The organism is Microbacterium sp. MTN4-26, assembly GCF_042846595.1.
GTDB classification, from domain to species: domain Bacteria; phylum Actinomycetota; class Actinomycetes; order Actinomycetales; family Microbacteriaceae; genus Microbacterium; species Microbacterium luteum.
The window spans coordinates 286,573-308,620 of sequence record NZ_BTGO01000001.1; the positions used below are offsets into that span (position 1 = coordinate 286,573).

The following is a 22,048-nucleotide window of genomic DNA, read 5'->3' on the forward strand; positions in this document are numbered from 1 at the left end:
TCTCTGGAGGCTCCGGCCCATCCCACCCCGATGATCCGCGCGTCCGCGCGCGCGACCGAAAGGCATCGCCTCGCCCATGGACTTCGCGCTCTTCTTCTCGAACTACGGCCTGATCATCCTCCTGGTCCTGCTCCTCGTCTTCATGTTCTGGAGCTCCCGCCGGCGGATGCAGAAGCAGAAGCTCGAGCAGGAGGAGAAGGCGCGCCAGACGGTCCCGGGCGCCGAGGTGCTGATGCAGGGCGGCCTGTACGGCACGATCGTGTCGTTCGACGGAGACAACCTCGATCAGCCCGCGGTGGTCGAGATCGCGCCGGGCGTGGAGATCAAGGTGCACAGCCAGGCCATCCTGCGTGTCGTGAACCCGACCGAGGGCGTCGTCACCGAAGACGAGTTCCTCGAGGCGGAGGCCAGACAGGAGGAGTACGCGGACGGTGTCGCCGATGGTGAGATCTCGTCCCTGAGCGACGACGCGCGAGAGGCCCGCGAGAACGACGACAAGAGCAAGCCCGACGCCTGAGTCCGCGTCCGCCCGCTCTGTAGAAAGCTGATCCTCCGTGGCGACACCCACCCCCGTCCGGCACGCCTGGCGCGCACTCATCGGACTGCTGGCGATCACCGGCGTCCTCTTCGGCATCAACGCGCTGGGGGTGTACGTCTTCCAGCAGAGCTCGTGGGCACCGGAACTGGCGCTCGACCTGCAGGGCGGCACGCAGATCGTCCTCGAAGCCCAGACCGAGGACGGCGTGGCTCCGTCCGACGAGCAGATGCAGCAGGCGGTCACCATCATCCGCCAACGCGTCGATGCGTCGGGCGTCGGTGAGGCCGACGTCACCACCGAGGGCGGCACGAACATCGTCGTCCAGATTCCCGGCGAAGCCGACGAGCAGACGCGTGAGCGCATCGAGGCCTCGGCGCAGCTTCAGCTGCGCGCGGTGCTGTTCGCAGGCTCGGCGCCCAACACCTACGTCGGCGAGGACGGCAACGCGACCCCCTATCCGACGCCGGACCCGACCCTCGAGGCGACGCCGAGCATCGAGCCCACCGACGGCAGCGACACCAACTGGATCACACCGGCGCTGCAGGCGGAGTTCCTCGCGTACGACTGCGCCGACCCCGCCAACGATCCGGCGAACGCCCCCGCCGATGAGCCCCTGATCACCTGCGACGCGGGCAACACGATCAAGTACATCCTGGGACCGGTGGAACTCGACGGCTCGTCGATCGACGACGCGACCTCCGGCCTGGAGCAGACCACCAACCGCTGGGCCGTGAATCTCGACTTCGATGACGAGGGCACGCAGATCTTCGGCGAGATCAGCCAACGTCTGTACGGGGCGACGTCGCCGCTGGATCAGTTCGCCTTCGTACTCGACGGTTACGTGCTCACCGCCCCGCAGATGAACTCCATCATCCTGGGCGGCAATCCGAGCATCACCGGTGATTTCACGCAGGAGAGCGCCCAGGTGCTCGCCGATCAGCTGAAGTACGGCGCGCTGCCGCTGAGCTTCGAGGTCGTCAGCTCCGACACGATCTCCGCCACCCTCGGGACGCAGCAGCTCCAAGCCGGTCTCATCGCGGGACTCATCGGTCTCGGGCTCGTGGCCGTCTATTCGCTGATCGTCTACCGAACGCTCGGCTTCGTCATCATCGCGAGCCTCGGCGTCATGGCGGTGCTCACCTACATCATGCTCGCCATCCTCGCGTGGCGTATGGGTTTCCGGCTGTCGCTGGCCGGTGTCGCCGGTCTGATCGTCGCGATCGGATTCACCGCCGACTCGTTCATCGTGTACTTCGAGCGCATCCGCGACGAGCTCCGCGACGGCAAAACGATCACCTCGGCCGTGGAAGACGGGTGGTCACGGGCCAAGCGGACGATCTACATCTCCAAGTCGATCAACATCCTGGCGGCGGTCGTCCTGTACGTCCTGGCGGATGCCACCGTGAAGGGGTTCGCCTTCACCCTCGGACTCACGACCGCGATCGACATCCTCATCTTCATCCTGTTCACCCACCCGGTGATGCAGCTGCTCGCCCGCACGAGGTTCTTCGGCTCGGGGCATCCGCTCTCCGGCATGGACCCCGCAGCGCTCGGCGCGGTCTACCGCGGTCGTGCGCAGTTCCGGGAGCCCGTGGCGGCCAGCGGTCGGGGCGGCTCGGCCAAGCGCGCCGGGCGCTCCCGCCACGAGGCCGAACGGCGACAGACGATCGCCGAACGCAAGCGCGCTGAACTGGCGGCCGCAGACGCCCCGGCTGCGAAGACGTCGAAGGAGGGAGACGACTGATGCGCTCCATGAGTCAGCTCGGAAACGACCTCTACACCGGCAAGACCTCCTTCCCGTTCGTCGGGCGTCGCCGGCTGTGGTTCATCATCGCGGCCCTTCTCGTCATCGGTTCCGCGCTCGTACCGCTGTTCCGCCCCATCCAGTTCTCGATCGAGTTCACGGGCGGATCGCAGTTCACGGTGTCGAGCCTGTCCGCGCCCGACCAGGCGTTGGCAGGAGACGCCGTGCAGACGGTGGTTCCGGATGCGACGGTGAAGGTCACGACCGTGGGCGACAGCGCCGTGCGTGTGCAGACCGACCAGATGACGGACACCGAGACACGCGAGGTGGCCACCGCACTCGCAACGGCCTACGACGTTCCGGAGTCGGAGGTGACGACCTCGTTCATCGGGCCGAGCTGGGGTCAGGACGTCACGCGTCAGTCGCTCTGGGGGCTCGCGATCTTCCTCGCCCTGACCTTCCTCATCCTCGCGCTGTACTTCCGCACCTGGAAGATGTCGGCGGCCGCGATCCTCGGCCTGGTCGACGTGCTCGTCATCACGATCGGCATCTACTCCCTCGCCGGGTTCGAGATCTCGCCGGCGGCGGTGATCGGATTCCTCACGATCCTCGCGTACTCGCTCTACGACACGACGGTCGTCTTCGACAAGATCCGTGAGAACACCCGCGAGGACGGGGAGATCTCCGGACGGACCTTCGGCGAGTCGGTGAACCTCGCGGTGAACCAGACGCTCGTGCGGTCGATCAACACCACGGTCGTGGCCATCCTCCCGGTCGGCGCCATCCTCTTCATCGGTCCGTGGCTCGGCGCCGAGACCTTGAGCGACATTTCGCTGTCGATCTTCGTCGGCATCATCGTCGCGGCGTATTCGACCCTCTTCGTCGCCGCGCCGCTGTACTCGCTGTTCCGCGAGAACGAACCGGGCATGAAGGCGCGAGACGAGAAGGTGCGGGAATCACGCGAGCGCGCGGGCGTTCCGGCCGACGCGTGAGTCGTGGCCGCGGGCGTAGGATGAGGGGATCCGGCGCGGGGGAGGAGGCTCGATGACCGAGGCCGCTCCTCCTGCGCAGTCGACCCTCCGACGCCTCGTGCCCAGAATCTTCTCCCGGGCGGCGCGTCGCGACGACGTCGAGACGCTCATCCGAACGGTCCGCACGCATCATCCGAAGAGCGACCTGACCGTCATCGAGCGGGCCTACGGCGTCGCCGAAGCCGCTCACGAAGGCCAGAAGCGCCAGAGCGGCGAGGCCTACATCACCCATCCGCTCGCGGTCGCGCAGATCCTCGCCGAACTCGGGCTGGGCCCGAAGGCGATCGCGGCGGCGCTTCTGCACGACACCGTCGAGGACACCGCGTACGGCCTCGAGGCGCTCAACGCGGAGTTCGGCGACGAAGTCTCCATGCTCGTCGACGGAGTCACCAAGCTCGACAAGGTCAAGTACGGCGAGAGCGCTCAGGCCGAGACGGTGCGCAAGATGATCGTGGCGATGTCCAAGGACATCCGGGTGCTGGTGATCAAGCTCGCCGATCGCCTGCACAACGCTCGCACGTGGGGATTCGTGCCCTCGCACAAAGCGGCCAAGAAGGCCACCGAGACGCTCGAGATCTACGCTCCGCTGGCGCATCGCCTGGGTATCCAGACCATCAAGTCGGAGCTGGAGGATCTCTCCTTCGCCGTCCTCCACCCGAAGCTCTACGCCGAGATCGACAGCCTCGTCAAGCAGCGCACGCCGCAGCGTGAGGAGTACGTCCAGAACGTCATCGATGCGGTCGACTCCGATCTGCGCGACCTCCGCATCCGCGGGCGGGTCATGGGCCGACCGAAGCAGCTCTACTCCGTCTACCAGAAGATGGTCGTCCGCGGGCGGGAGTTCGACGACATCTACGATCTGATCGGCATCCGCGTGCTCGTCGGCAGTGTGCGCGACTGCTACGCCGTCCTCGGGGCGATCCACGCGCGGTGGACACCTCTCCCGGGCCGGTTCAAGGACTACATCGCGACGCCGAAGTTCAATCTGTATCAGTCGCTGCACACCACCGTCATCGGTCCCGGCGGACGAACCGTCGAGATCCAGATCCGCACGCACGAGATGCACCAGCAGGCGGAGTACGGTGTCGCCGCGCACTGGAAGTACAAGGAGCAGATGGCTGGCGGCAAGGCGACCGGCAAGTCGGTCGACGCCGACATGGCCTGGCTCGCGCACATCTCCGACTGGCAGGCGGAGACCGCCGACCCCGGTGAGTTCCTCGACTCGCTCCGGTTCGAGATCGGCGCGAAGGAGGTCTACGTCTTCACGCCGAAGGGACGCGTGATCGGACTCCCCGCCGGTGCGACGACGGTCGATTTCGCGTACGCGGTGCACACGGAGATCGGCCACCGCACGATGGGGGCGAAGGTCAACGGGCGCCTGGTTCCCCTGGAGACCGAATTGACCAGCGGCGACGTCGTGGAGGTGTTCACCTCCAAGAACCCCGACGCGGGCCCCAGTCAGGACTGGCTCGGCTTCGTCAAGAGCACCCGTGCTCGCAACAAGATCCGCGGATGGTTCACGAAGGAGCGCCGCGAAGAGGCGATCGAGCAGGGGAAGGAGTCGATCGCGCGGGCGATGCGCCGCCAGAACCTGCCGTTGCAGAGACTCATGCGCCAGGACTCCTTCTCGGAGGTGGCTCAACAGCTGCGCTACGAAGACGTTTCCGCGCTCTACGCCGCTGTCGGCGAGGGGCACGTGTCGACCCAATCGGTCATCGAGAAGGTGACGGCCCTCGTCGCCGCCGAGGAGACGGCGACCGGGCCCATCGACATCCCGATCGTGGGACGGTCGAGGCAGCCCCGTGCCGGCGAGTCCGGGGTGCTCGTGCGCGGCGCTCCCGACATCCTGGTCAAGCTCGCGAAGTGCTGCACACCGGTGCCGGGAGACGACATCGTCGGTTTCATCACCCGCGGAAGCGGCGTCTCGGTGCACCGCGCCGACTGCACGAACGTCAAGGCGCTCATGAAGGACCCGGAGCGCCTCATCGACGTGGAGTGGGGATCGACCGGCAAGAGCGTTTTCCTGGTGCAGATCCAGGTCGAGGCCCTCGACCGCTCCGGCCTGCTCAGCGACATCACCCGCATGCTCAGCGAGCATCACGTCAACATCCTGTCGGCTTCGGTCTCGACGTCGAATGATCGGCTGGCGATCAGCAAGTTCGTCTTCGAGATGGGCGACATCGTTCACCTGGATCGCGTACTGAACGCGGTGCGCCGCGTCGACGCCGTCTACGACGTCTACCGCGTCACCTCGTCGTGAGCAGTGCCTCGGCCAGGCGTTCGAGAAGGGCTGTCGCCCGTCGGCGGTGAGGCATCCGTCCTCGTGCCGCGAACCACTGCAGCGCCTCGGGGATCGCATCCGGATGCAGCCGGGCGAGGGTGGCGGTGACCCCGCGCACATGCTCGTCGTCGGCGCGCGCGAGGTCTGCCAGCGTTCTCGCGGGGGTCGTGACCCACACGCCGGCGTAGCGCCGCCGGTCCACGCGATCCACGCCTCGATCGTGCACGACGATGCGTCGATCGAAGACGTGGTGCAGGCGTGCGTTCCCGGTGCGGCACAGCGTCAGTCTCGCGGGCGGGTCGTTCACGGCGCCGTGAACCCACGCAGCTGAGACGAGACTGACGGTGAGCGCATCCGGGGCGAGGAGGCGGAGCGACCCCGCTCTGATCTCCGTCGTCTCCACGGCGTCCGACGGCATCCAGGCGTCACCGACGTCGACGACGTCGCCATCCAGTCGCGCCGCCGTCAGCTCCGCGATCGAGAGCCGGTGCCCGGCGAAGTAGAGGAAGGCGTTGGTCACGTCGCCATTGTGTGCGCGACGCGACCGCTCGTGACGACTCCGGCGAAATCTGTGGAATCAGCCGCCGAGTGCGCGCAACCAAGCGCGGCGAGCTTCCAGCGCCTCTCGTGCCTCCGAGATCCTGCGCGCGTCACCGCCTGCCTCGGCATCGGCGAGATCCTCTTCCAGCTTGGCGATCGCGTCGTTCAGCTGGCGCGTCATGTCATTCGCCCGAGCCTTGGTCTCGGGGTTGTTGCGCTTCCAGTCGGCGTCTTCCCGAGCGCGGACGCTCTGCTCGATCTTGCGCAGGTCGTCATCGAGCGCCCGCTCGGTCTCCCGCGGGTGGATGCGCCCGATGTCGTCCCACTGGCGCTGAATCGCCGTCAGTGATGCCCGGGCCCGTGCGAGGTCCTTCTCGTCGACGATCGGAGCGGCCTGCGCGAGCAGCTCCTTCTTGGCCTCGATCTTCTCCTTCGACGCCTCGGCGTCGGCGGCGGCGCGCTCCGATCGGGCGTGGAAGAGGGCGTCGCCGGCCGCCTTGAAGCGCGCCCACAGCGCGTCATCGGCCTTCTTGCCGGCGCGTCCCGCCGCCTTCCACTCGTCCAGGAGCGATCGGTACGCAGCGATGCCGTCTTCACCCTGCGGGGCGAGAGCCTCGGCGCGCTCGACGAGCCGGTTCTTGCGCTGTCGGACGCCCTTGTGCGCCTCGTCGAGCTGCGCATAGAACTCGCGTCGGTGCTTGTCGACCGTCGAACGTGCGTCGCGGAATCGCTTCCAGAGCTGCTGCCCGGTGGACTTGGGCAGTCGCGGCCCGTCCTGCTGATGCTTCTGCCAGCGCTCGAACAGCGCCGACATCTCGGCCGAGGCCTGCTTCCATTGGACGGTCTGGGGATCGCGGGCGGCAAGCGCCTCGGCCTCTTCGACGATGGCGGTGCGTTCGGCGACGGCATCGTCGACGGCCTGCTTGGCGGCGGCGGCCTCCGTCGCGCTGGCCGCGCTCAGCTCGGTCACCAGCGCCTGAAGCCGGGAGGTGAGCGCGGCGAGGTCGCCGACGGCGGCGGCGCCGTCGACCTTGATCATGACTCCTGCTGCGGCGGCCCGCAGATCCGAGGCGGATGCTCCGCCGCGACGATGGCGCACCTCGAGCAGGGTCACTTCTCCGGCCAGGTCCGCGTACTTGCGCTCGAAGTACGCCAGCGCCTCGGCCGGCGACCCGTCGGGGAACTGGCCCACCACTCGCCACGCGTCGCCCTCGCGCACCGATACCGTGCCGTCGTCGTCGACGCGACCCCACGACCCGCTCTCCGCAGCGGGATCAGCGGCAGAAGCCGCACCCTCGGGGGAGGAGACCCCATGGTCGGTGGCCGGTGCGGTGGAGTCGCCCTCGTGCTCGGTCGACGGCGTCTCGGAGGTCTGGGGATCGACGGGGGAGTCTGCTGCGGCAGTCACGGATAGCACCTCATCACGGCACGCGGCCGTCTGCGGGGGATGGACGGTGACAGCCTAGTACGAGCGGCGCTCGGCGCCGATGTCGGTCACGGGCTCGTCGTCGGGCTCGGAGAGATACCCTCGGTCGGCTCCGTCGTCGGCGTCGGCGTGGCCGTCGGCTCAACGACCGTGGTCTCCGTGGGCTCCGGGATCGGCACGCCGGGACCGGCCGTGAAGTACACCGTCTGCAGGGCGATGACGCCGGCCAGCACGACACCGCCGATGACCCCCGCCAGCACGTTGTCGCGCGTGCGCCGCCGGATGCGCTCGTCGTGGAAGCGGCGGCGGGCCTCGTACAGCCTCGCCCGCTCGCGCATGTCGCGGGTCTTCCGGTCGTTCTTCGCCACCGATCCTCCTCACGGCCCACCGGCCGCGTCGATCCTATCCGCGTCGATCGAGGGCTGCTGATCGGGCCGAAGGACGCGACCGTGTCCGCTGGTGCGACTAGCATTTCGGACGTGAGTTCGTCGGCGCTTTTCCAGGGGCAGACCCCGCTCGCGGTCCGCATGCGTCCGGCGAGTCTGGCCGAGGTGGCAGGGCAGGGGCATCTGCTGCGCAAGGGGTCGCCGCTTGTCGCTCTCGCCGACCCCGACGCCGCGACAGCCGGGTCGGCCTCGGTGATCCTGTGGGGTCCGCCCGGCACCGGGAAGACCACCCTCGCGCAGGCCATCGCGAGGTCATCGAACCGCCGGTTCGTCGAGCTCTCCGCCATCACCGCCGGCGTCAAGGATGTGCGCGAGGTGATGCAGGACGCCCTGACCCAGCGCGACCTGTACGGGCAGTCCACCATCCTCTTCCTCGACGAGATCCACCGCTTCACCAAGGCGCAGCAGGACGCCCTGCTTCCCGGGGTGGAGAACGGCTGGGTGGTGCTCATCGCCGCCACCACGGAGAACCCGTCGTTCTCCGTCATCTCGCCGCTGCTGTCGCGATCGCTGCTCCTCACACTGCGTCCGCTGACCGACGACGACCTCGGACTCCTCCTCGACCGGGCGGTCGAGGATCCCCGTGGTCTGGCGGCGACGGTGGCGGTCGACCCCGAAGCGCGCGCCGCGCTCATCCGCCTGGCGTCGGGCGACGCTCGCCGCGCTCTGACCGCGCTCGAGGCCGCGGCCGTGCTGGCTCGTCCCGAGCCCGCCGAAACCGAGACCGATGAGGCCGAGCGCGATGAGGCCGGGAGCGGTGCCGACGCGGGGGACTCCGCCGAGCCGCCGGTGCCGACCGTCACCGCGGATCACGTCGCGGCGGCGGTGGATCGCGCACTGCTGCGATACGACCGCCAGGGCGATGAGCACTACGACGTCATCAGTGCGTTCATCAAGTCGATCCGCGGCTCCGACGCCGATGCGGCGATGCACTACCTCGCGCGCATGATCGAGGCAGGGGAGGATGCGCGGTTCATCGCGCGCCGGTTGATCATCTCCGCCGCGGAAGACATCGGTCTCGCTGACCCGCAAGCCCTCCCGATCGCGGTCGCCGCCGCCGATGCGGTGCAGTTCATCGGCATGCCGGAAGGGCGGATCCCGCTGGCGGAGGCGACGGCGTATCTCGCCACCGCCGCCAAGTCGAATGCGGCATACCTGGCGATCGACCGGGCGATCGCCGATGTGCGGGCGGGAGGTTTCGGCGGCGTGCCGATCCACCTGCGGGACGCGCACTACGCCGGGGCCAAGCGACTCGGCCACGGCAAGGGATACGTCTACCCGCACGACCTCGACGTGGGGGTCGCGCGCCAGCAGTATCTTCCCGACCATCTGAGGGGGCGGCGCTACTACGAGCCCACGGCGCGCGGGAACGAGCGGGAGATCGGCGCGCGCGTCGAGAAGATCCGTCGCATCCTCGATGACGGCGACACCCGCTGAGGCGGCGTCTGAGCTCTGATAGACTTGGTCGGCTCGAAACGGCGTTTTCGGGCATCCCCTCTCCTCTTCGACAACCATCCGGCGTGTCCCGGCGTGCAGTCCGGATCGGGCGAGGAGGGGGAGATACGTCCGTGAGCCGCGAGAGACGCGGCCACGTCATCGGAAGGAAGTCTTCGTGGCTACGAAGTCCCAGGACCGCCGCAAGGTCCGCCTGTCGCGCGCGCTCGGCGTCGCGCTCACCCCCAAGGCCGCCCGCTACCTCGAGAAGCGTCCCTACGGTCCCGGTCCGCACGGTCGCAACAAGCGCAAGGCCGACAGCGACTACGCCGTTCGCCTGCGTGAGAAGCAGCGTCTGCGCGAGCAGTACGGCATCCGCGAGAAGCAGCTGCGCATCGCGTTCAACGAGGCCCGCCGCAAGGACGGCCTGACCGGTGAGAACCTGGTGGAGCTGCTCGAGATGCGTCTGGACGCCCTCGTCGTGCGCGCCGGCTTCGCCCGCACCACCGCGCAGGCCCGTCAGATGGTCGTGCACCGTCACATCATGGTCGAGGGCCAGACCGTCGACCGCCCGTCGTTCCGCGTGAAGCCGGGCCAGCTCATCCACGTCAAGCCCAAGAGCGAGGGCATGGAGCCGTTCCAGGTCGCCGCTCTCGGCGGTCACGCCGAGGTGCTGCCTCCCGTTCCCGGCTACCTCGAGGTCGAGCTCGACAAGCTCCAGGCCCGGCTCGTGCGTCGCCCCAAGCGCGCCGAGGTGCCCGTGACCTGTGACGTCCAGCTCGTTGTCGAGTACTACGCAGCGCGCTGAGCGCTGCGTAGTACAGCGGCGGAGCCGTCAGCAGTACAGGTACGCAGCGCGCTGCGGAGTACAGCGGCGGAGCCGTCAGCGGTACAGGTACGCAGCGCGCTGAGCGTTTCGTTCGAAGGGCGTCGGGGAGACCCGGCGCCCTTCGTCGTCCCCTGCACTCCCCGCCGACCGCCTACGATGGAGCGAGTCGTGTCTGGACACCGAAGGAGACCGTGACATGAAGAACGTCGTGTGGTTCCTGCTGGGCGTTGCGGGGGGATTCGTCGCCGCGCACGTGGTGAACAAAGACCCGCGTGGGCATGAGCTGCTCGCCGAGGTCGACTCCCGCATCGGGGAGTTCACCGATCGGATGGGTGACGCCTACCGAGAACAGGAAGCCCGCATCACCGGCATCGTCGAGAGCGTGGCCGATGTCGCGGCCGAGGCCGTGGCGTCGACCAGGTCCGCCGCTTCGGAGGCGGCGGATCGCGTCACCGACAAGAACGCAGACTGAAACACCGACGCTGCCGGTCGTCGGCCGCGCGGCGTCTCACCACGAAGGACCGCATGAAGACCGCTGACATCGCCCAGCGCTATCTCGACTACTTCGAGAACAACGGCCACACGATCGTCCCGTCGGCCTCGCTCGTGACCAGCGACCCGTCGCTGCTGTTCACCGTCGCCGGCATGGTGCCGTTCATCCCGTATCTCACCGGTGTCGTCCCTGCCCCGTACCCCCGAGCGGCCGACGTGCAGAAGTGCATCCGCACCAATGACATCGAAGAGGTCGGCAAGACGCCGCGGCACGGCACCTTCTTCCAGATGCTCGGCAACTGGTCGTTCGGCGATTACTTCAAGGAAGGCGCGATCGGCTACGCGTGGGAGCTGCTCACCCGCAGCGACAGCGAGGGCGGTCTCGGTTTCGACGAGAAGGATCTCTGGGTCACCGTCTACGAGGACGACGACGAGGCGGAGTCGCTCTGGAGGTCGGTCGCAGGCGTGTCGCCCGACCGCATCCAGCGTCTGGGCAAGGACAGCAACTACTGGAGCACGGGTCAGCCGGGGCCGGCCGGACCGTGCTCGGAGATCTTCTTCGACCGAGGTTCCGCCTACGGCATCGACGGCGGACCGGCGACCGATGACGACCGGTACGTGGAGATCTGGAACCTCGTCTTCATGCAGTACGCCATCACGAACGTGCGCTCGAAGCTCGACTTCGACATCGTCGGCGACCTGCCGCAGAAGAACATCGACACGGGCATGGGGCTCGAGCGTGTCGCGTTCTTGAAGCAGGGTGTCGAGAACATGTATGAGACCGACCAGGTGCGGCCGGTGCTCGACCGGGCGGTGGAGCTCTCGGGCCGGAGATACGGCGCCGACCACGAGGACGACGTGCGGTTCCGCGTCATCGCCGACCACGTGCGCTCCTCGCTCATGCTCCTGTCGGATGGCGTGACGCCCTCCAACGAGGGCCGCGGCTACATCCTCCGGCGTCTGATGCGCCGCGCGATCCGTGCCATGCGTCTGCTCGGCGTCGAGGAAGCCACGTTCCCGGAGCTGTTCGCGGCGTCTCGTGACGCCATGAAGGCCTCCTACCCCGAGCTGCAGAGCGACTACGGACGGCTGTCCGCGTACGCCTTCGCGGAGGAGGAGACGTTCCTGCGCACCCTCGCGTCGGGATCGACCATCCTCGACCTCTCGGTCTCGAACACGAAGCACGCGGGCGGCACGACGCTGTCCGGCTCCGAGGCGTTCCTGCTGCACGACACCTACGGGTTCCCGATCGATCTGACCGTCGAGATCGCGCAGGAGGCCGGCCTCGAGGTGGATCGCTCGGCCTTCGACACGCTCATGCAGGAGCAGCGCCAGCGTGCGAAGGACGACGCCCGGAGCCGCAAGCGCGCGATCGCCGATCACAGTGTCTATCGCGACTTCCGCGCGAAGGGCGAGACGGTCTTCACCGGCTACACCGATCTCGAGACCGAGAGCACGGTGCTGGGTGTGCTGGTCGACGGTGTGTCGGTCGACAGGGCCTCTTCGGGCCAGGTCGCGGAGGTCATCCTCGCCGAGACGGCGCTGTACGCCGAGTCGGGCGGGCAGGTCGCCGACAAGGGGGTGATCGTCGGCCCCGGCTTCGAGCTCGACGTCATCGACGTGCAGCGGCCGGTCCCCGGCCTGATCAGCCACACGGTCGAGGTCGCCACCGGCGAGGTCGGGGTGGGTTCGGCGGCGACGACGGTCGTCGATGCCGCCAATCGGCGCGCCGCGCGTCAGGCCCACTCGGCCACGCACTTGGTCCACGCGGCGCTGCGGGACACCCTGGGCTCGTCGGCGACGCAGGCCGGGTCGCTGAACCGGGCGGGCTATATGCGATTCGACTTCACGTGGGCGCAGCAGCTGTCGGACGCGACCAAGTCCGAGATCGAGGAGATCGCGAACAACGCGGTGCGCGACAACCTCGAGGTGACCACACGCGTGCTCCCGCTGGATGAGGCGAAGGAGCTCGGGGCGATGGCGCTCTTCGGCGAGAAGTACGGTGACACCGTTCGCATGGTCGACATCGGCGGCCCCTGGTCGCGAGAGCTCTGTGGTGGCACCCACGTGTCCGCCAGCGCCGAGGTGGGGTTGATCAGCCTGGTCGGTGAAGCTTCGGTCGGTGCCTCGAACCGGCGCGTCGAAGCTCTGGTCGGGCAGGATGCCTTTCGGCAACTCGCCGCGGAGCGTGCGCTGGTCTCGCAGCTGTCGACGTCGCTGAAGACCCCACGGGAGCAGCTGCCGGCGCGGATCGCCGAACTCTCGGCGAGCCTGAAGGCGGCGGAGAAGAAGATCGCGGCGTTCGAGGCGAAGGCCCTGTCCGACCGTGCGCCGTCGCTCGTCGAGCAGACGCAGCAGGTGGGCGCGTTCCGTGTCGTCGCCGAAGCCATCGGTTCGGCCGGCTCGGCCGACGACGTTCGCACCCTCGCGCTCCAGGTTCGAGACCGTCTCGGTTCGACGCCTGCCGTGGTGGCCCTCGCCGCGACCGTCGGCGAACGGGTGACGATCGTCGTCGCCACCAACGACGCCGCGCGAGCGGATGGTGCGAAGGCCGGCTCGCTCGCGAAGGGCGCAGCGGCGATCCTCGGTGGCGGAGGCGGCGGTCGGGACGACGTCGCGCAGGGGGGCGGCACGAACGTCGCGGTGGTCCCAGCCGCGCTCGCGTCCGTCGTCGAGGCGCTGCGCAGCGCATGACCTCGTTCCGGCGTGGCGTGCGGCTCGGCATCGATGTCGGCCGTGCACGCGTCGGCGTCGCGCGCTGCGACCCGGACGGCATGCTCGCGACTCCGGTCGAGACGGTCGCCCGAGACGACCGAGCGGTCGCCCGTGTGCGGGAGATCGCGACCGAGCTCGAGGCCCTGGAGATCCTGGTCGGTCTGCCCCTGAACCTGCGCGGTGAGGACACCGCTTCGACGGTGGACGCGCGGGAGTTCGCCGCGGCCATCGCCGCCGCCGACGCACCACCGGTGAGGCTCGTCGACGAGCGGTTGAGCACTGTCTCGGCGCACGCCGCCCTGCGGCTTTCCGGGCGGTCGCAGAAAAGGTCTCGTACGATAGTGGATCAAGTCGCCGCGGTGGTCCTGCTTCAGCAGGCCCTCGAGGTCGAGAAGAGCACCGGTCGCCCCCCAGGCTCACCCGTCCCCCCGGTGCAGGAGCCCATCTGATGCCACAGTCGTCGTCTTTCGATGATCCGTTCGCGGACCTGTTCGACAAGCTTCCCGACCCGCGTCGACGCGAGTCCGCGGCGGGCGCGGATGACCTCGCGACGGCGCCTGACCCATCCCGCGCCACCCCGGACTCACCGTCGGAACCGACGTCTCCTCCGCCCACCTCTCGTCGTGCCGCTCGCGAGGCGGCAGCCCGGCAGTCGGGCACTCCGCAGCCATCGCAGGCCCCGTCGGCGGTGGCAGAGCCTCCGAAACAGGCTCCCACGAATGCCCCGGCGCCCCGGGAGACTCTCGACGATCTCTTCGCGGGCAAGGGGAGCACGGAAGACTTCGGATCCACACCACCGCCGCCGAACAGGCGCCGTCGCCGGATCGGAGGATGGATCGCTTTCGGCGTCGTCCTGGTGCTCCTCGGCGGCCTGGCGGGAACCGGCTACTACGTCTGGACGACCTACGAAGAGCAGATCCGCGACGTGATGGGGTGGCAGGAGCCGGCGGACTACGAGCCGGGCATGGCCACCGGCGAAGCGCTCGTCACGATCTCGACCGGCGACACCGGCGGGCCGATCTCCCAAACGCTCTACGACGCGGGCGTGACGAAGACACCCGATGCGTTCTACGACATGCTCGTGGACACCGGCCAGAACCCGACGTTTTATCCGGGTGTCTACCAGTTGCAGCAGATGATGACCTCTGAGGCGGCCCTCGAGGCGCTCGAGAACCCCGAGAACAAGCTCGAGAACTCCGCACTCCTGCCCGAAGGGCTGACGGTGGATCAGTCGCTCCCGCTCCTCGCGGAGGGAACGGGCATCCCGCTGGAGGACTTCGAGGCGGCCATCGCCGATCCTTCGCAGTACGGTGTCTCCGCGGACAGCCTGGAGGGCTGGCTGTTTCCGGCGATGTACACATTCGACCCCGACACCTCGGCGACCGAGGTCATCCAGACGATGGTGGACCGGACCGTCGCCTCGCTGGACACCGCCGGGGTGCCCGAGGCCGATCGCGAGGAGATCCTCACCATCGCCTCGATCATTCAGCGCGAAGCCCGCGAGGAGGAGGACTTCTACAAGGTGTCGCGAGTGATTCAGAACCGTCTCGCTCCGGACAACCAGGAGACCTTCGGTCGGCTCGAGATGGATTCGACGGCGCAATACGGGATCGGTGAGGACGACGGGACCGTCAGCTCGTCGGAGGAGGCGCTGACCGACGACAACCCGTGGAACACCTATGTCCACCCCGGGCTGCCGATCGGTCCCATCGCCAACCCCGGCGACGTCGCGATCGACGCCGCCATGCATCCCGCGGAAGGCCCGTGGCTGTACTTCGTGACGGTCAATCTGGACACCGGTGAGACGGTCTTCACCAACACGTACGCCGATCATCTCGCCGCGGTTGATCAGTGGCGGGCCTGGTGCAGCGAGAACCCGGACTCGGGGTGCTGACCGCACACCGCCTGGCCGTATGGGGCGATCCGATCGCGCACAGTCGATCGCCGCAGATGCACCGTGCGGCCTACGACGCGCTCGGGCTGGCGTGGGAGTACGACCGATGCCGAGTCGATGACGCCGGATTCGCTGCCGCGGTCGCGTCGCTGGACGCGACCTGGCGAGGACTGTCGCTGACGATGCCGCTGAAGCAGGTGGCGTTCGCCGCTGCGGACCGGGTCGACCGCGGAGCGCGCCTCACCGGTGCGGTGAACACATATCTGCTCGAGGCGTCGGGCCCGGTCGGCTTCAACACCGACATCGGCGGAATCGTCGCCGCGCTGGCAGAGGTCGGGTGCGGCGGCGTCGATCATGCTCGGATCATCGGCGCGGGGGCGACTGCGACGTCGGCGCTGGTGGCCCTGAGCGATGCCGGCGTCGAGCGGGTCGAGGTGCTCGCACGGCGACCGCAATCCGTTGCGCCGATGGTCGAGCTCGGTGATCGCGTCGGCGTGCGGGTGCGTCCGGGACCCCTGGACGACCCCGACGGGGACGTGCCGCTGACGGTGGCGACGCTGCCCGGCGGCGCCGTCGTCGATGCGGCGCCGGCAGCGCGCCTGGCCGCGACCGGAGGCACGCTCTTCGACGCCGTGTACGGTCAGTGGCCGACCGCCCTGGCACGCGCGTGGCAGGACGCCGACCTCCCCGCCCACTCCGGACGCGGGATGCTGCTGCACCAGGCGGTTCGGCAGGTCCGCATCTTCCGCGACGGCGATCCCGAGGCGGTGCTCCCCGACGAACCGGTCGTGGTCGCCGCGATGCGGCGCGCGGTCGTGGGAGACTAGTCGCATGCTCCGCGTGCTCACGGCCGGCGAATCGCACGGCCCCGAACTCGTCGCGATGATGGAAGGACTCCCCGCCGGCGTCCCCATCTCCCGTGATGCGATCCAGACCGATCTCGCCCGCCGCAAACTCGGCTACGGACGCGGCTCTCGCATGAAATTCGAGGCGGACGAGCTGAACATCTCCGCGGGAGTGCGGCACGGGCTCAGTCTCGGATCCCCCATCGCGCTCCGGATCGGCAACACCGAGTGGCCGAAGTGGGTCGAGGTGATGAGCGCCGAACCGGTCGAGCTCACCGAGCGCTCCCGCGGCCGCGGTGCGGCCCTCACGCGCCCTCGCCCGGGGCACGCCGACCTCGTCGGCATGCAGAAGTACGGCTTCGACGAGGCCCGGCCGATCCTGGAGCGGGCGAGCGCCCGCGAGACCGCCGCACGCGTCGCGCTCGGAGCCGTCGCCCGGTCGTTCCTGTCCGAGCTCGGCATCCGGCTCGTCAGCCATACCCTCTCGATCGGCCCCGTTCGCGTGCCCGAGGACGCTCCGGTGCCCGGACCCGATGACGTCGAGGCCCTCGACGCCGATCCGCTGAGGTGCTTCGACGCCGAGACGAGCCGACGGATGGTCGAGGAAGTCGACGCCGCCAAGAAGGACGGCGACACCCTGGGCGGCATCGTGGAGGTGCTCGCCTACGGGCTTCCCCCGGGGCTCGGCTCCCACGTGCAGTGGGACCGGAAGCTCGATGCGAAGCTGGCCCAGGCCCTGATGAGCATCCAGGCCATCAAGGGCGTCGAGGTCGGCGACGGGTTCGAGACCACGCGCCGGCGCGGCTCGCAGGCGCACGACGAGCTCTTCGTCGCCGATGACGGCATCACGCGGTCGAGCGACCGGGCCGGAGGGACCGAGGGCGGCATGTCCACAGGGACCGCCCTGCGGGTGCGGGCCGGCATGAAGCCCATCGCCACGGTTCCGCGCGCGCTGCGCACGGTGGATGTGAGCACGGGCGACACGGCGTCGGCTCACCATCAGCGCTCCGACGTGTGCGCGGTTCCGGCAGCGGGCGTGGTCGCGGAGGCGATGGTGGCGATCGTGCTGGCCGAATCGGTTCTGGAGAAGTTCGGCGGCGACAGCGTGGCCGAGACGCGCCGGAACCTGCAGGCCTTCGTCGCGGCGATCCCCGCGACGCTTCGCACGACCGCGGTCAGCGACGGCGCGCTGCTGGACGTATGACGCGCTGCGCCCTCGTGCTCATCGGTCCGATGGGCGCCGGCAAGACGAGCGTCGGTCGCCGGGTGGCGAAGGCTCTCGGACGACGCTTCTACGACAGCGACATCGCCGTCGTCCGTGAGCACGGGCCCATGGACACGATCTTCGCGGAGCACGGCGAGCCCGCGTTCCGCGCATGGGAGCGGGAGGCCGTCGCCACCGGACTTGCGCGCGGCGGCGTCGTCTCGCTCGGCGGCGGCGCGGTGCTGAACCCCGACACGCAGCGCGACCTCACACGTCATCGCGTCGCGCTGCTGACGGTGGAGCCCCGCGTGGTCGCGGCGCGCGTGGCGGGCACCGACCGGCCGCTGCTCGGCGGCGACGACGCGCTGGCGCGCTGGGAGCAGATCTTTCGCGAACGGGAACCGGTCTATCGGCAGCTCGCCGATCGCACCTTCGACACGTCGCACGGGCCGTTGCAGCATGTCGTGGACGCGATCGTGACATGGGCGCGCGAGGAGGAAAACGAATGAGCGATGTGACGACGATCTCCGTGTCCGGCGACGCCGGGTACGACGTGACCGTGGGGCGCGGGGTGCTGTCCCGGCTCGGCGAGACCCTGCCCTCCGCTGCCCGCAAGGTGCTGATCGTGCACCCGCCGACGCTCGCCGCGCAGGCGGAGCGGCTCCGCGGGCAGCTCATGGGCGATCGTGAGGTTCTGCTGGCCGAGATCCCCGACGCCGAACAGGGCAAGCGGATCGAGGTGGCGGCGTTCTGCTGGCAGGTGCTCGGGCAGGCGGACTTCACCCGCACCGACGCCGTCGTGGGGTTCGGCGGGGGAGCGGTCACGGATCTCGCGGGCTTCGTCGCGGCCACCTGGCTGCGAGGCGTGCCCGTCGTGCAGGTGCCGACCACCGTGCTCGGCATGGTCGATGCGGCCGTGGGCGGCAAGACGGGCGTCAACACCGCCGAAGGCAAGAATCTCGTCGGCGCCTTCTGGCCACCGCACGCGGTGTTGTGCGATCTCGATCTACTGGAGTCGCTGTCCGAGCACGAACGGGTCGCAGGGTACGCCGAGGTCGTCAAGGCGGGCTTCATCTGGGCACCGGAGATCCTGGACCTGATCGAGGCAGACCCCCGGGCGGTCGTCGACCCCGGCAGCGCGGCCTTTCGGCGCACGATCGAACTGGCGATCGAGATGAAGGCGCGCGTCGTATCGAGCGATCTGCGCGAAGCTGGACTGCGCGAGATCCTCAACTACGGTCACACCGTCGGTCATGCGATCGAGCACGCCGAGCGCTACCGGTGGCGCCACGGCGCCGCGATATCGGTCGGCATGGTGTTCGCCGCCGAGCTGTCCCGTCTGGCCGGGCGACTCCCGGATGCCGCGGTGCAGCGTCACCGCGACATCCTCGGTTCCCTCGGTCTGCCCATGAGCTATCGCGCCGGCGCCTGGAGCCAGCTGCTGGCGACGATGCAGCGGGACAAGAAGAGCCGCGCCGGGATGCTGCGCTTCATCGTGCTGGATGACATCGCGAAGCCCACCGTGCTGCAGGCGCCGGACGAGTCGCTGCTGTTCGCCGCCTACCAGGAGGTCGGCGAATGAGCGCAGCCGGACGCGCCCGCCGCCTTCTGATCGTGAACGGACCGAACCTCAACCTGCTCGGCACCCGCGAACCTGAGATCTACGGCTCCGCGACGCTCGCCGACGCCGAACGGCTCGCCGCCGACGCCGCGGCCGAATCGGGTTTCGAGGTGCGCGCGGTGCAGAGCAATCACGAGGGCGTGCTGATCGACGCCATCCACGACGCGCGGGAGGACTGCGCCGGAATCGTCATCAACCCCGGCGGACTCACCCACACCTCCATCGTCCTGCGCGACGCGCTCTCCGGCGTCGCCCTGCCGGTCGCCGAGGTGCACATCTCCGACGTGCGCACCCGCGAGCCCTTCCGCCACCACTCCTATGTCGCCGATGTCGCCGTGATCCACGTGATCGGCGAAGGTGTGGATGGATACGCCACCGCCGTGCGCCGCCTGATCGCCGTGATCGCCGGCCAGGCGGACGGCTGACCGGCGCCGCGCGCCGCCATCCTCTAGAATCGAACGTCGGACCAGCGCCCCGCGCGCCCCGCGACCTCTCAACGAACGGACTCTCCTCCTCATGGCATCCACCGCAGACATCAAGAACGGCGTCGTGCTCAGCATCGACGGACAGCTCTGGAGCGTGGTCGAGTTCCAGCACGTCAAGCCCGGCAAGGGCGGCGCGTTCGTGCGGACCAAGCTGAAGAACGTCGTCTCGGGAAAGGTCGTGGACCGCACCTACAACGCGGGCGCGAAGATCGATATCCAGAACGTCGATCGCCGGGACTACACGTACCTCTACAACGACGGCGAGAGCTTCGTGTTCATGGACATGGCCGACTACGACCAGATCAACGTGCCCGCCGCGACGGTCGGTGACGCGGCCAACTTCATGCTGGAGAACCAGCAGGTCACCATCGCACTGCACGACGGCACGCCGCTGTATCTCGACCTGCCCGCCTCGGTCGTGCTCGAGATCACCTACACCGAGCCCGGTCTGCAAGGCGACCGCTCCTCGGCGGGCACGAAGGCCGCCACGGTGGAGACCGGATACGAGATCCAGGTGCCGCTGTTCCTCGAAACCGGCACGAAGGTCAAGGTGGACACCCGCACGGGTGACTACCTGGGCCGCGTGAACTGATCGCGGATGAGCGCACGCACCAAAGCCCGCAAGCGCGCGCTGGACATCCTGTTCCAGAGCGATGTCCGCGGAGACGACCTGCCCGCGATGCTCGCCGTGGAAGCGCGTCGAGCCGCGAATGAGCCGGCTCGAGAGTCGTCGTGGCTGTATGCGCGTGACATCGTCGACGGCATCATCGACAACCGCGACGAGATCGACGAGCAGATCACGACGCACGCGCGCGACTGGTCGCTGGCGCGCATGCCCGCCGTCGACCGGGCCCTTCTGCGCATCGGCGTGTGGGAGATCCTCTACAACGACGAGGTGCCCACGGCCGTGGCGATCGACGAAGCCGTCGAGCTGGCGAAGGAGTACTCCACCGACGACTCCGGATCCTTCGTCCACGGCATCCTCGCGCGGGTGGCCCGTTCGTCCTGACCGGTGTCCGTGCCTCGGGAGAGGATGATGCGGTGTCCTCCGCCGTCGAACCGTCGCCTGCCGGGGAACAGCCCGGGTCGAACTGGCGAAGGGTCGTCGCGCCCGCGGACGAGATCTCGGACGGGACCCGGCTGGCTCTGTTCGTCGACCTGAAGCTGCGCACTCGGACGGGGCAGTGGGGACCGAGCAGACTCGAGCCGGCCACCGCCGGAGGCCTGCTGCGACGCGCGAACGACGTCGCGGTCGGCCTTCGGCCGGCCGTTCGTGGCGCGGCGGCCGGATCGTGGATCCGCGGCGACGTGAGCTGGGAATCGCTCCGACGACCGGGGGGACCGTGGTCGGCGGTCCAGGCGAGGTGGTTCGCCGAGCTTCACAGCATCGCGCGGGAGGTGCGTACCCTCGCCACCTACTCCGATCTCGGGGAGTGGCTGGTGCTGGACACGATCGAATCCGGCCTGCTGTGGCCGCACCTGGCCTCGGCGGATGACCTCGGCATCCCGCTCGTCGGGACGGCCGCAGATCGCCGGGTGATGCTCGCGCGGCAGACGGCTGCCGCCCTGCGCATCGAACGCGTCGAAGACGGCGGCCTGCGGCTGTGCGCCGACATCTCGATCGACGGGGAGTCCTTCACGGGCGAAGCCATCCGCGCCGTGGCGGCCTCCGGTCTCTACGGCTACCGTGTGATCGACGGCGCCCCTCTCCTCGTGCTGGCGCCCGCGCACCTCGACGACGTGACACGTCGTCTCCTCACCGACGGTGGCTCTGTGCACGTGCCGCCGGCGGAGGCGGGCGAGTTCCTCCGCGACCACGCGCCGCTCATCGCGCGCCGCCTTCCGGTGCACGCCGGAGCCGGCGTCGAGGTGCCTCCTCCACGTCCGCCCCAACTCCGCGTTCGTGTCGACGCGCGATCCGTCGATCGTATCGTCGTCGCGTGCGCGTGGATCTACCCGGGGCGGCCGCCACGGGGCTTCGCGAGCGTTCCCGACGACCCGGAGCGCGACATCTCGTTCGAAGCGCAGGTGCGCGCCGCGCTCGCGACGGCGTGGGGCGCGGTGACCGATGTCGTCCCGGCGGCACAGGCCGAGTTCCGCGATGTCGAAGCGGCGGAGTTCACCACGCGGCTGCTGCCGGCCCTGCGTGAGATCGAGGGCGTGCGCGTGGAGGTCATGGGTGACGCCGGGCGACACCGCGAACTCTCGGGCGATCCGCGCATTCGGATCAGCACCGTCGACTCGACCGATCCGGACTGGTTCGACCTGGGCGTCCAGGTCACGATCGACGGACGTCGCATCCCCTTCACACCCCTCTTCACGGCCCTCGCGCTGCGACGTTCCAAGATGATGCTCGCCGACGGCGCGTACTTCTCGCTCCGTCATCCCGCGCTGGATCGCCTGCGGGACCTCATCGACGAGGCGGTGGAGATGTCCGAGTGGGAGACGGGGCCGAAGATCTCCCGATATCAGCTCGCCCTCTGGAGCGACTTCGAGGATCTCGCCGACGAATCCGAGGCCGCT

At 69.0% G+C, this 22,048-nt stretch carries 20 protein-coding genes and 1 pseudogene; 18 read left to right on the forward strand and 3 right to left on the reverse strand.

Features of this window, described 5'->3' with window-relative positions; translation table 11 throughout:
• The first annotated feature begins 76 nt into the window (after window positions 1-76).
• From yajC to ACGG9C_RS01495, 4 genes are read left to right on the forward strand one after another with little or no spacing between them, the layout of a single operon-like run.
• Window positions 77-517, forward strand: coding sequence for a preprotein translocase subunit YajC (gene yajC, locus ACGG9C_RS01480; protein ID WP_071043472.1), 441 nt, complete (start codon window positions 77-79; stop codon window positions 515-517).
• Between the two features lie 37 nt (window positions 518-554).
• A complete protein-coding gene (gene secD, locus ACGG9C_RS01485; protein WP_071043473.1) occupies window positions 555-2,282 on the forward strand; it encodes a protein translocase subunit SecD in 1,728 nt (575 codons plus the stop codon).
• A complete protein-coding gene (gene secF, locus ACGG9C_RS01490) occupies window positions 2,282-3,274 on the forward strand; it encodes a protein translocase subunit SecF (protein WP_071043474.1) in 993 nt (330 codons plus the stop codon). Before secD ends, secF begins: the two co-directional genes overlap by 1 nt.
• Window positions 3,275-3,326: 52 nt before the next feature.
• Window positions 3,327-5,573 carry a bifunctional (p)ppGpp synthetase/guanosine-3',5'-bis(diphosphate) 3'-pyrophosphohydrolase gene (locus ACGG9C_RS01495; protein ID WP_194383127.1) on the forward strand — a complete coding sequence of 749 codons (2,247 nt, stop codon included), beginning with the start codon at window positions 3,327-3,329 and terminating at the stop codon, window positions 5,571-5,573.
• Here the strand turns inward: ACGG9C_RS01495 and ACGG9C_RS01500 are convergent.
• The 3 genes from ACGG9C_RS01500 to ACGG9C_RS01510 all read right to left on the reverse strand — a co-directional run bounded on the left by ACGG9C_RS01500 (window position 5,560) and on the right by ACGG9C_RS01510 (window position 7,928).
• A complete protein-coding gene (locus ACGG9C_RS01500; RefSeq protein ID WP_071043476.1) occupies window positions 5,560-6,114 on the reverse strand; it encodes a type IV toxin-antitoxin system AbiEi family antitoxin in 555 nt (184 codons plus the stop codon). The two genes, ACGG9C_RS01495 and ACGG9C_RS01500, sit on opposite strands and share 14 nt — an antisense overlap.
• Window positions 6,115-6,171: 57 nt before the next feature.
• The gene (locus ACGG9C_RS01505; protein WP_083336381.1) at window positions 6,172-7,542 is read right to left on the reverse strand and encodes a DUF349 domain-containing protein; all 1,371 of its coding nucleotides are present in this window, start codon (window positions 7,540-7,542) and stop codon (window positions 6,172-6,174) included.
• A gap of 86 nt (window positions 7,543-7,628) precedes the next feature.
• A complete protein-coding gene (locus tag ACGG9C_RS01510; protein WP_228480742.1) occupies window positions 7,629-7,928 on the reverse strand; it encodes a dioxygenase in 300 nt (99 codons plus the stop codon).
• A 159-nt stretch (window positions 7,929-8,087) separates the two neighbouring features.
• Between ACGG9C_RS01510 and ACGG9C_RS01515 the strand changes: the two genes are divergently transcribed.
• The 14 genes and pseudogenes from ACGG9C_RS01515 to ACGG9C_RS01580 all read left to right on the forward strand — a co-directional run.
• The gene (locus tag ACGG9C_RS01515; protein ID WP_071043737.1) at window positions 8,088-9,443 is read left to right on the forward strand and encodes a replication-associated recombination protein A; all 1,356 of its coding nucleotides are present in this window, start codon (window positions 8,088-8,090) and stop codon (window positions 9,441-9,443) included.
• Between the two features lie 175 nt (window positions 9,444-9,618).
• Entirely contained in the window at window positions 9,619-10,248 is a 630-nt protein-coding gene (rpsD, locus tag ACGG9C_RS01520) for a 30S ribosomal protein S4 (RefSeq protein WP_071043477.1), read from the forward strand.
• Window positions 10,249-10,465: 217 nt separating this feature from the next.
• Window positions 10,466-10,741 carry an ATPase gene (locus tag ACGG9C_RS01525; protein ID WP_071043478.1) on the forward strand — a complete coding sequence of 92 codons (276 nt, stop codon included), beginning with the start codon at window positions 10,466-10,468 and terminating at the stop codon, window positions 10,739-10,741.
• A gap of 53 nt (window positions 10,742-10,794) precedes the next feature.
• Complete coding sequence (gene alaS, locus ACGG9C_RS01530) at window positions 10,795-13,455, forward strand: alanine--tRNA ligase (protein WP_071043479.1); 2,661 nt, start codon at window positions 10,795-10,797, stop codon at window positions 13,453-13,455.
• Entirely contained in the window at window positions 13,452-13,925 is a 474-nt protein-coding gene (gene ruvX, locus ACGG9C_RS01535) for a Holliday junction resolvase RuvX (RefSeq protein WP_071043480.1), read from the forward strand. Before alaS ends, ruvX begins: the two co-directional genes overlap by 4 nt.
• A gap of 239 nt (window positions 13,926-14,164) precedes the next feature.
• Window positions 14,165-15,370 (forward strand): endolytic transglycosylase MltG, encoded by a 1,206-nt coding sequence (mltG, locus tag ACGG9C_RS01540; RefSeq protein ID WP_390178134.1) that lies wholly within the window; start codon window positions 14,165-14,167, stop codon window positions 15,368-15,370.
• Window positions 15,340-16,197 (forward strand): shikimate dehydrogenase, encoded by an 858-nt coding sequence (locus ACGG9C_RS01545; RefSeq protein WP_336510672.1) that lies wholly within the window; start codon window positions 15,340-15,342, stop codon window positions 16,195-16,197. The genes mltG and ACGG9C_RS01545 overlap by 31 nt, the downstream gene beginning before the upstream one ends.
• A gap of 4 nt (window positions 16,198-16,201) precedes the next feature.
• A complete protein-coding gene (gene aroC, locus ACGG9C_RS01550) occupies window positions 16,202-17,419 on the forward strand; it encodes a chorismate synthase (protein WP_071043482.1) in 1,218 nt (405 codons plus the stop codon).
• Window positions 17,416-17,928, forward strand: coding sequence for a shikimate kinase (locus ACGG9C_RS01555; RefSeq protein WP_071043483.1), 513 nt, complete (start codon window positions 17,416-17,418; stop codon window positions 17,926-17,928). Before aroC ends, ACGG9C_RS01555 begins: the two co-directional genes overlap by 4 nt.
• Entirely contained in the window at window positions 17,925-19,001 is a 1,077-nt protein-coding gene (gene aroB, locus ACGG9C_RS01560) for a 3-dehydroquinate synthase (protein WP_071043484.1), read from the forward strand. The genes ACGG9C_RS01555 and aroB overlap by 4 nt, the downstream gene beginning before the upstream one ends.
• Window positions 18,998-19,465 (forward strand): type II 3-dehydroquinate dehydratase, encoded by a 468-nt coding sequence (gene aroQ, locus ACGG9C_RS01565; protein WP_071043485.1) that lies wholly within the window; start codon window positions 18,998-19,000, stop codon window positions 19,463-19,465. The genes aroB and aroQ overlap by 4 nt, the downstream gene beginning before the upstream one ends.
• 91 nt (window positions 19,466-19,556) lie before the next feature.
• Window positions 19,557-20,117 (forward strand): elongation factor P, encoded by a 561-nt coding sequence (gene efp, locus ACGG9C_RS01570; protein WP_071043486.1) that lies wholly within the window; start codon window positions 19,557-19,559, stop codon window positions 20,115-20,117.
• A gap of 6 nt (window positions 20,118-20,123) precedes the next feature.
• Entirely contained in the window at window positions 20,124-20,534 is a 411-nt protein-coding gene (nusB, locus tag ACGG9C_RS01575) for a transcription antitermination factor NusB (protein ID WP_071043487.1), read from the forward strand.
• A gap of 32 nt (window positions 20,535-20,566) precedes the next feature.
• A pseudogene (locus ACGG9C_RS01580) lies at window positions 20,567-22,048 on the forward strand (DNA/RNA helicase); the annotation flags it as partial.

Excerpts from the sequence above, each read along its gene's own strand:
- yajC (WP_071043472.1), top strand. The coding sequence starts at position 77 with ATGGACTTCGCGCTCTTCTTCTCGAACTACGGCCTGATCATCCTCCTG.
- secF (WP_071043474.1), top strand. The coding sequence starts at position 2,282 with ATGCGCTCCATGAGTCAGCTCGGAAACGACCTCTACACCGGCAAGACC.
- ACGG9C_RS01495 (WP_194383127.1), top strand. The coding sequence starts at position 3,327 with ATGACCGAGGCCGCTCCTCCTGCGCAGTCGACCCTCCGACGCCTCGTG.
- ACGG9C_RS01515 (WP_071043737.1), top strand. The coding sequence starts at position 8,088 with ATGCGTCCGGCGAGTCTGGCCGAGGTGGCAGGGCAGGGGCATCTGCTG.
- ACGG9C_RS01525 (WP_071043478.1), top strand. The coding sequence starts at position 10,466 with ATGAAGAACGTCGTGTGGTTCCTGCTGGGCGTTGCGGGGGGATTCGTC.
- alaS (WP_071043479.1), top strand. The coding sequence starts at position 10,795 with ATGAAGACCGCTGACATCGCCCAGCGCTATCTCGACTACTTCGAGAAC.
- ruvX (WP_071043480.1), top strand. The coding sequence starts at position 13,452 with ATGACCTCGTTCCGGCGTGGCGTGCGGCTCGGCATCGATGTCGGCCGT.
- aroC (WP_071043482.1), top strand. The coding sequence starts at position 16,202 with ATGCTCCGCGTGCTCACGGCCGGCGAATCGCACGGCCCCGAACTCGTC.
- ACGG9C_RS01555 (WP_071043483.1), top strand. The coding sequence starts at position 17,416 with ATGACGCGCTGCGCCCTCGTGCTCATCGGTCCGATGGGCGCCGGCAAG.
- aroB (WP_071043484.1), top strand. The coding sequence starts at position 17,925 with ATGAGCGATGTGACGACGATCTCCGTGTCCGGCGACGCCGGGTACGAC.
- aroQ (WP_071043485.1), top strand. The coding sequence starts at position 18,998 with ATGAGCGCAGCCGGACGCGCCCGCCGCCTTCTGATCGTGAACGGACCG.
- efp (WP_071043486.1), top strand. The coding sequence starts at position 19,557 with ATGGCATCCACCGCAGACATCAAGAACGGCGTCGTGCTCAGCATCGAC.
- nusB (WP_071043487.1), top strand. The coding sequence starts at position 20,124 with ATGAGCGCACGCACCAAAGCCCGCAAGCGCGCGCTGGACATCCTGTTC.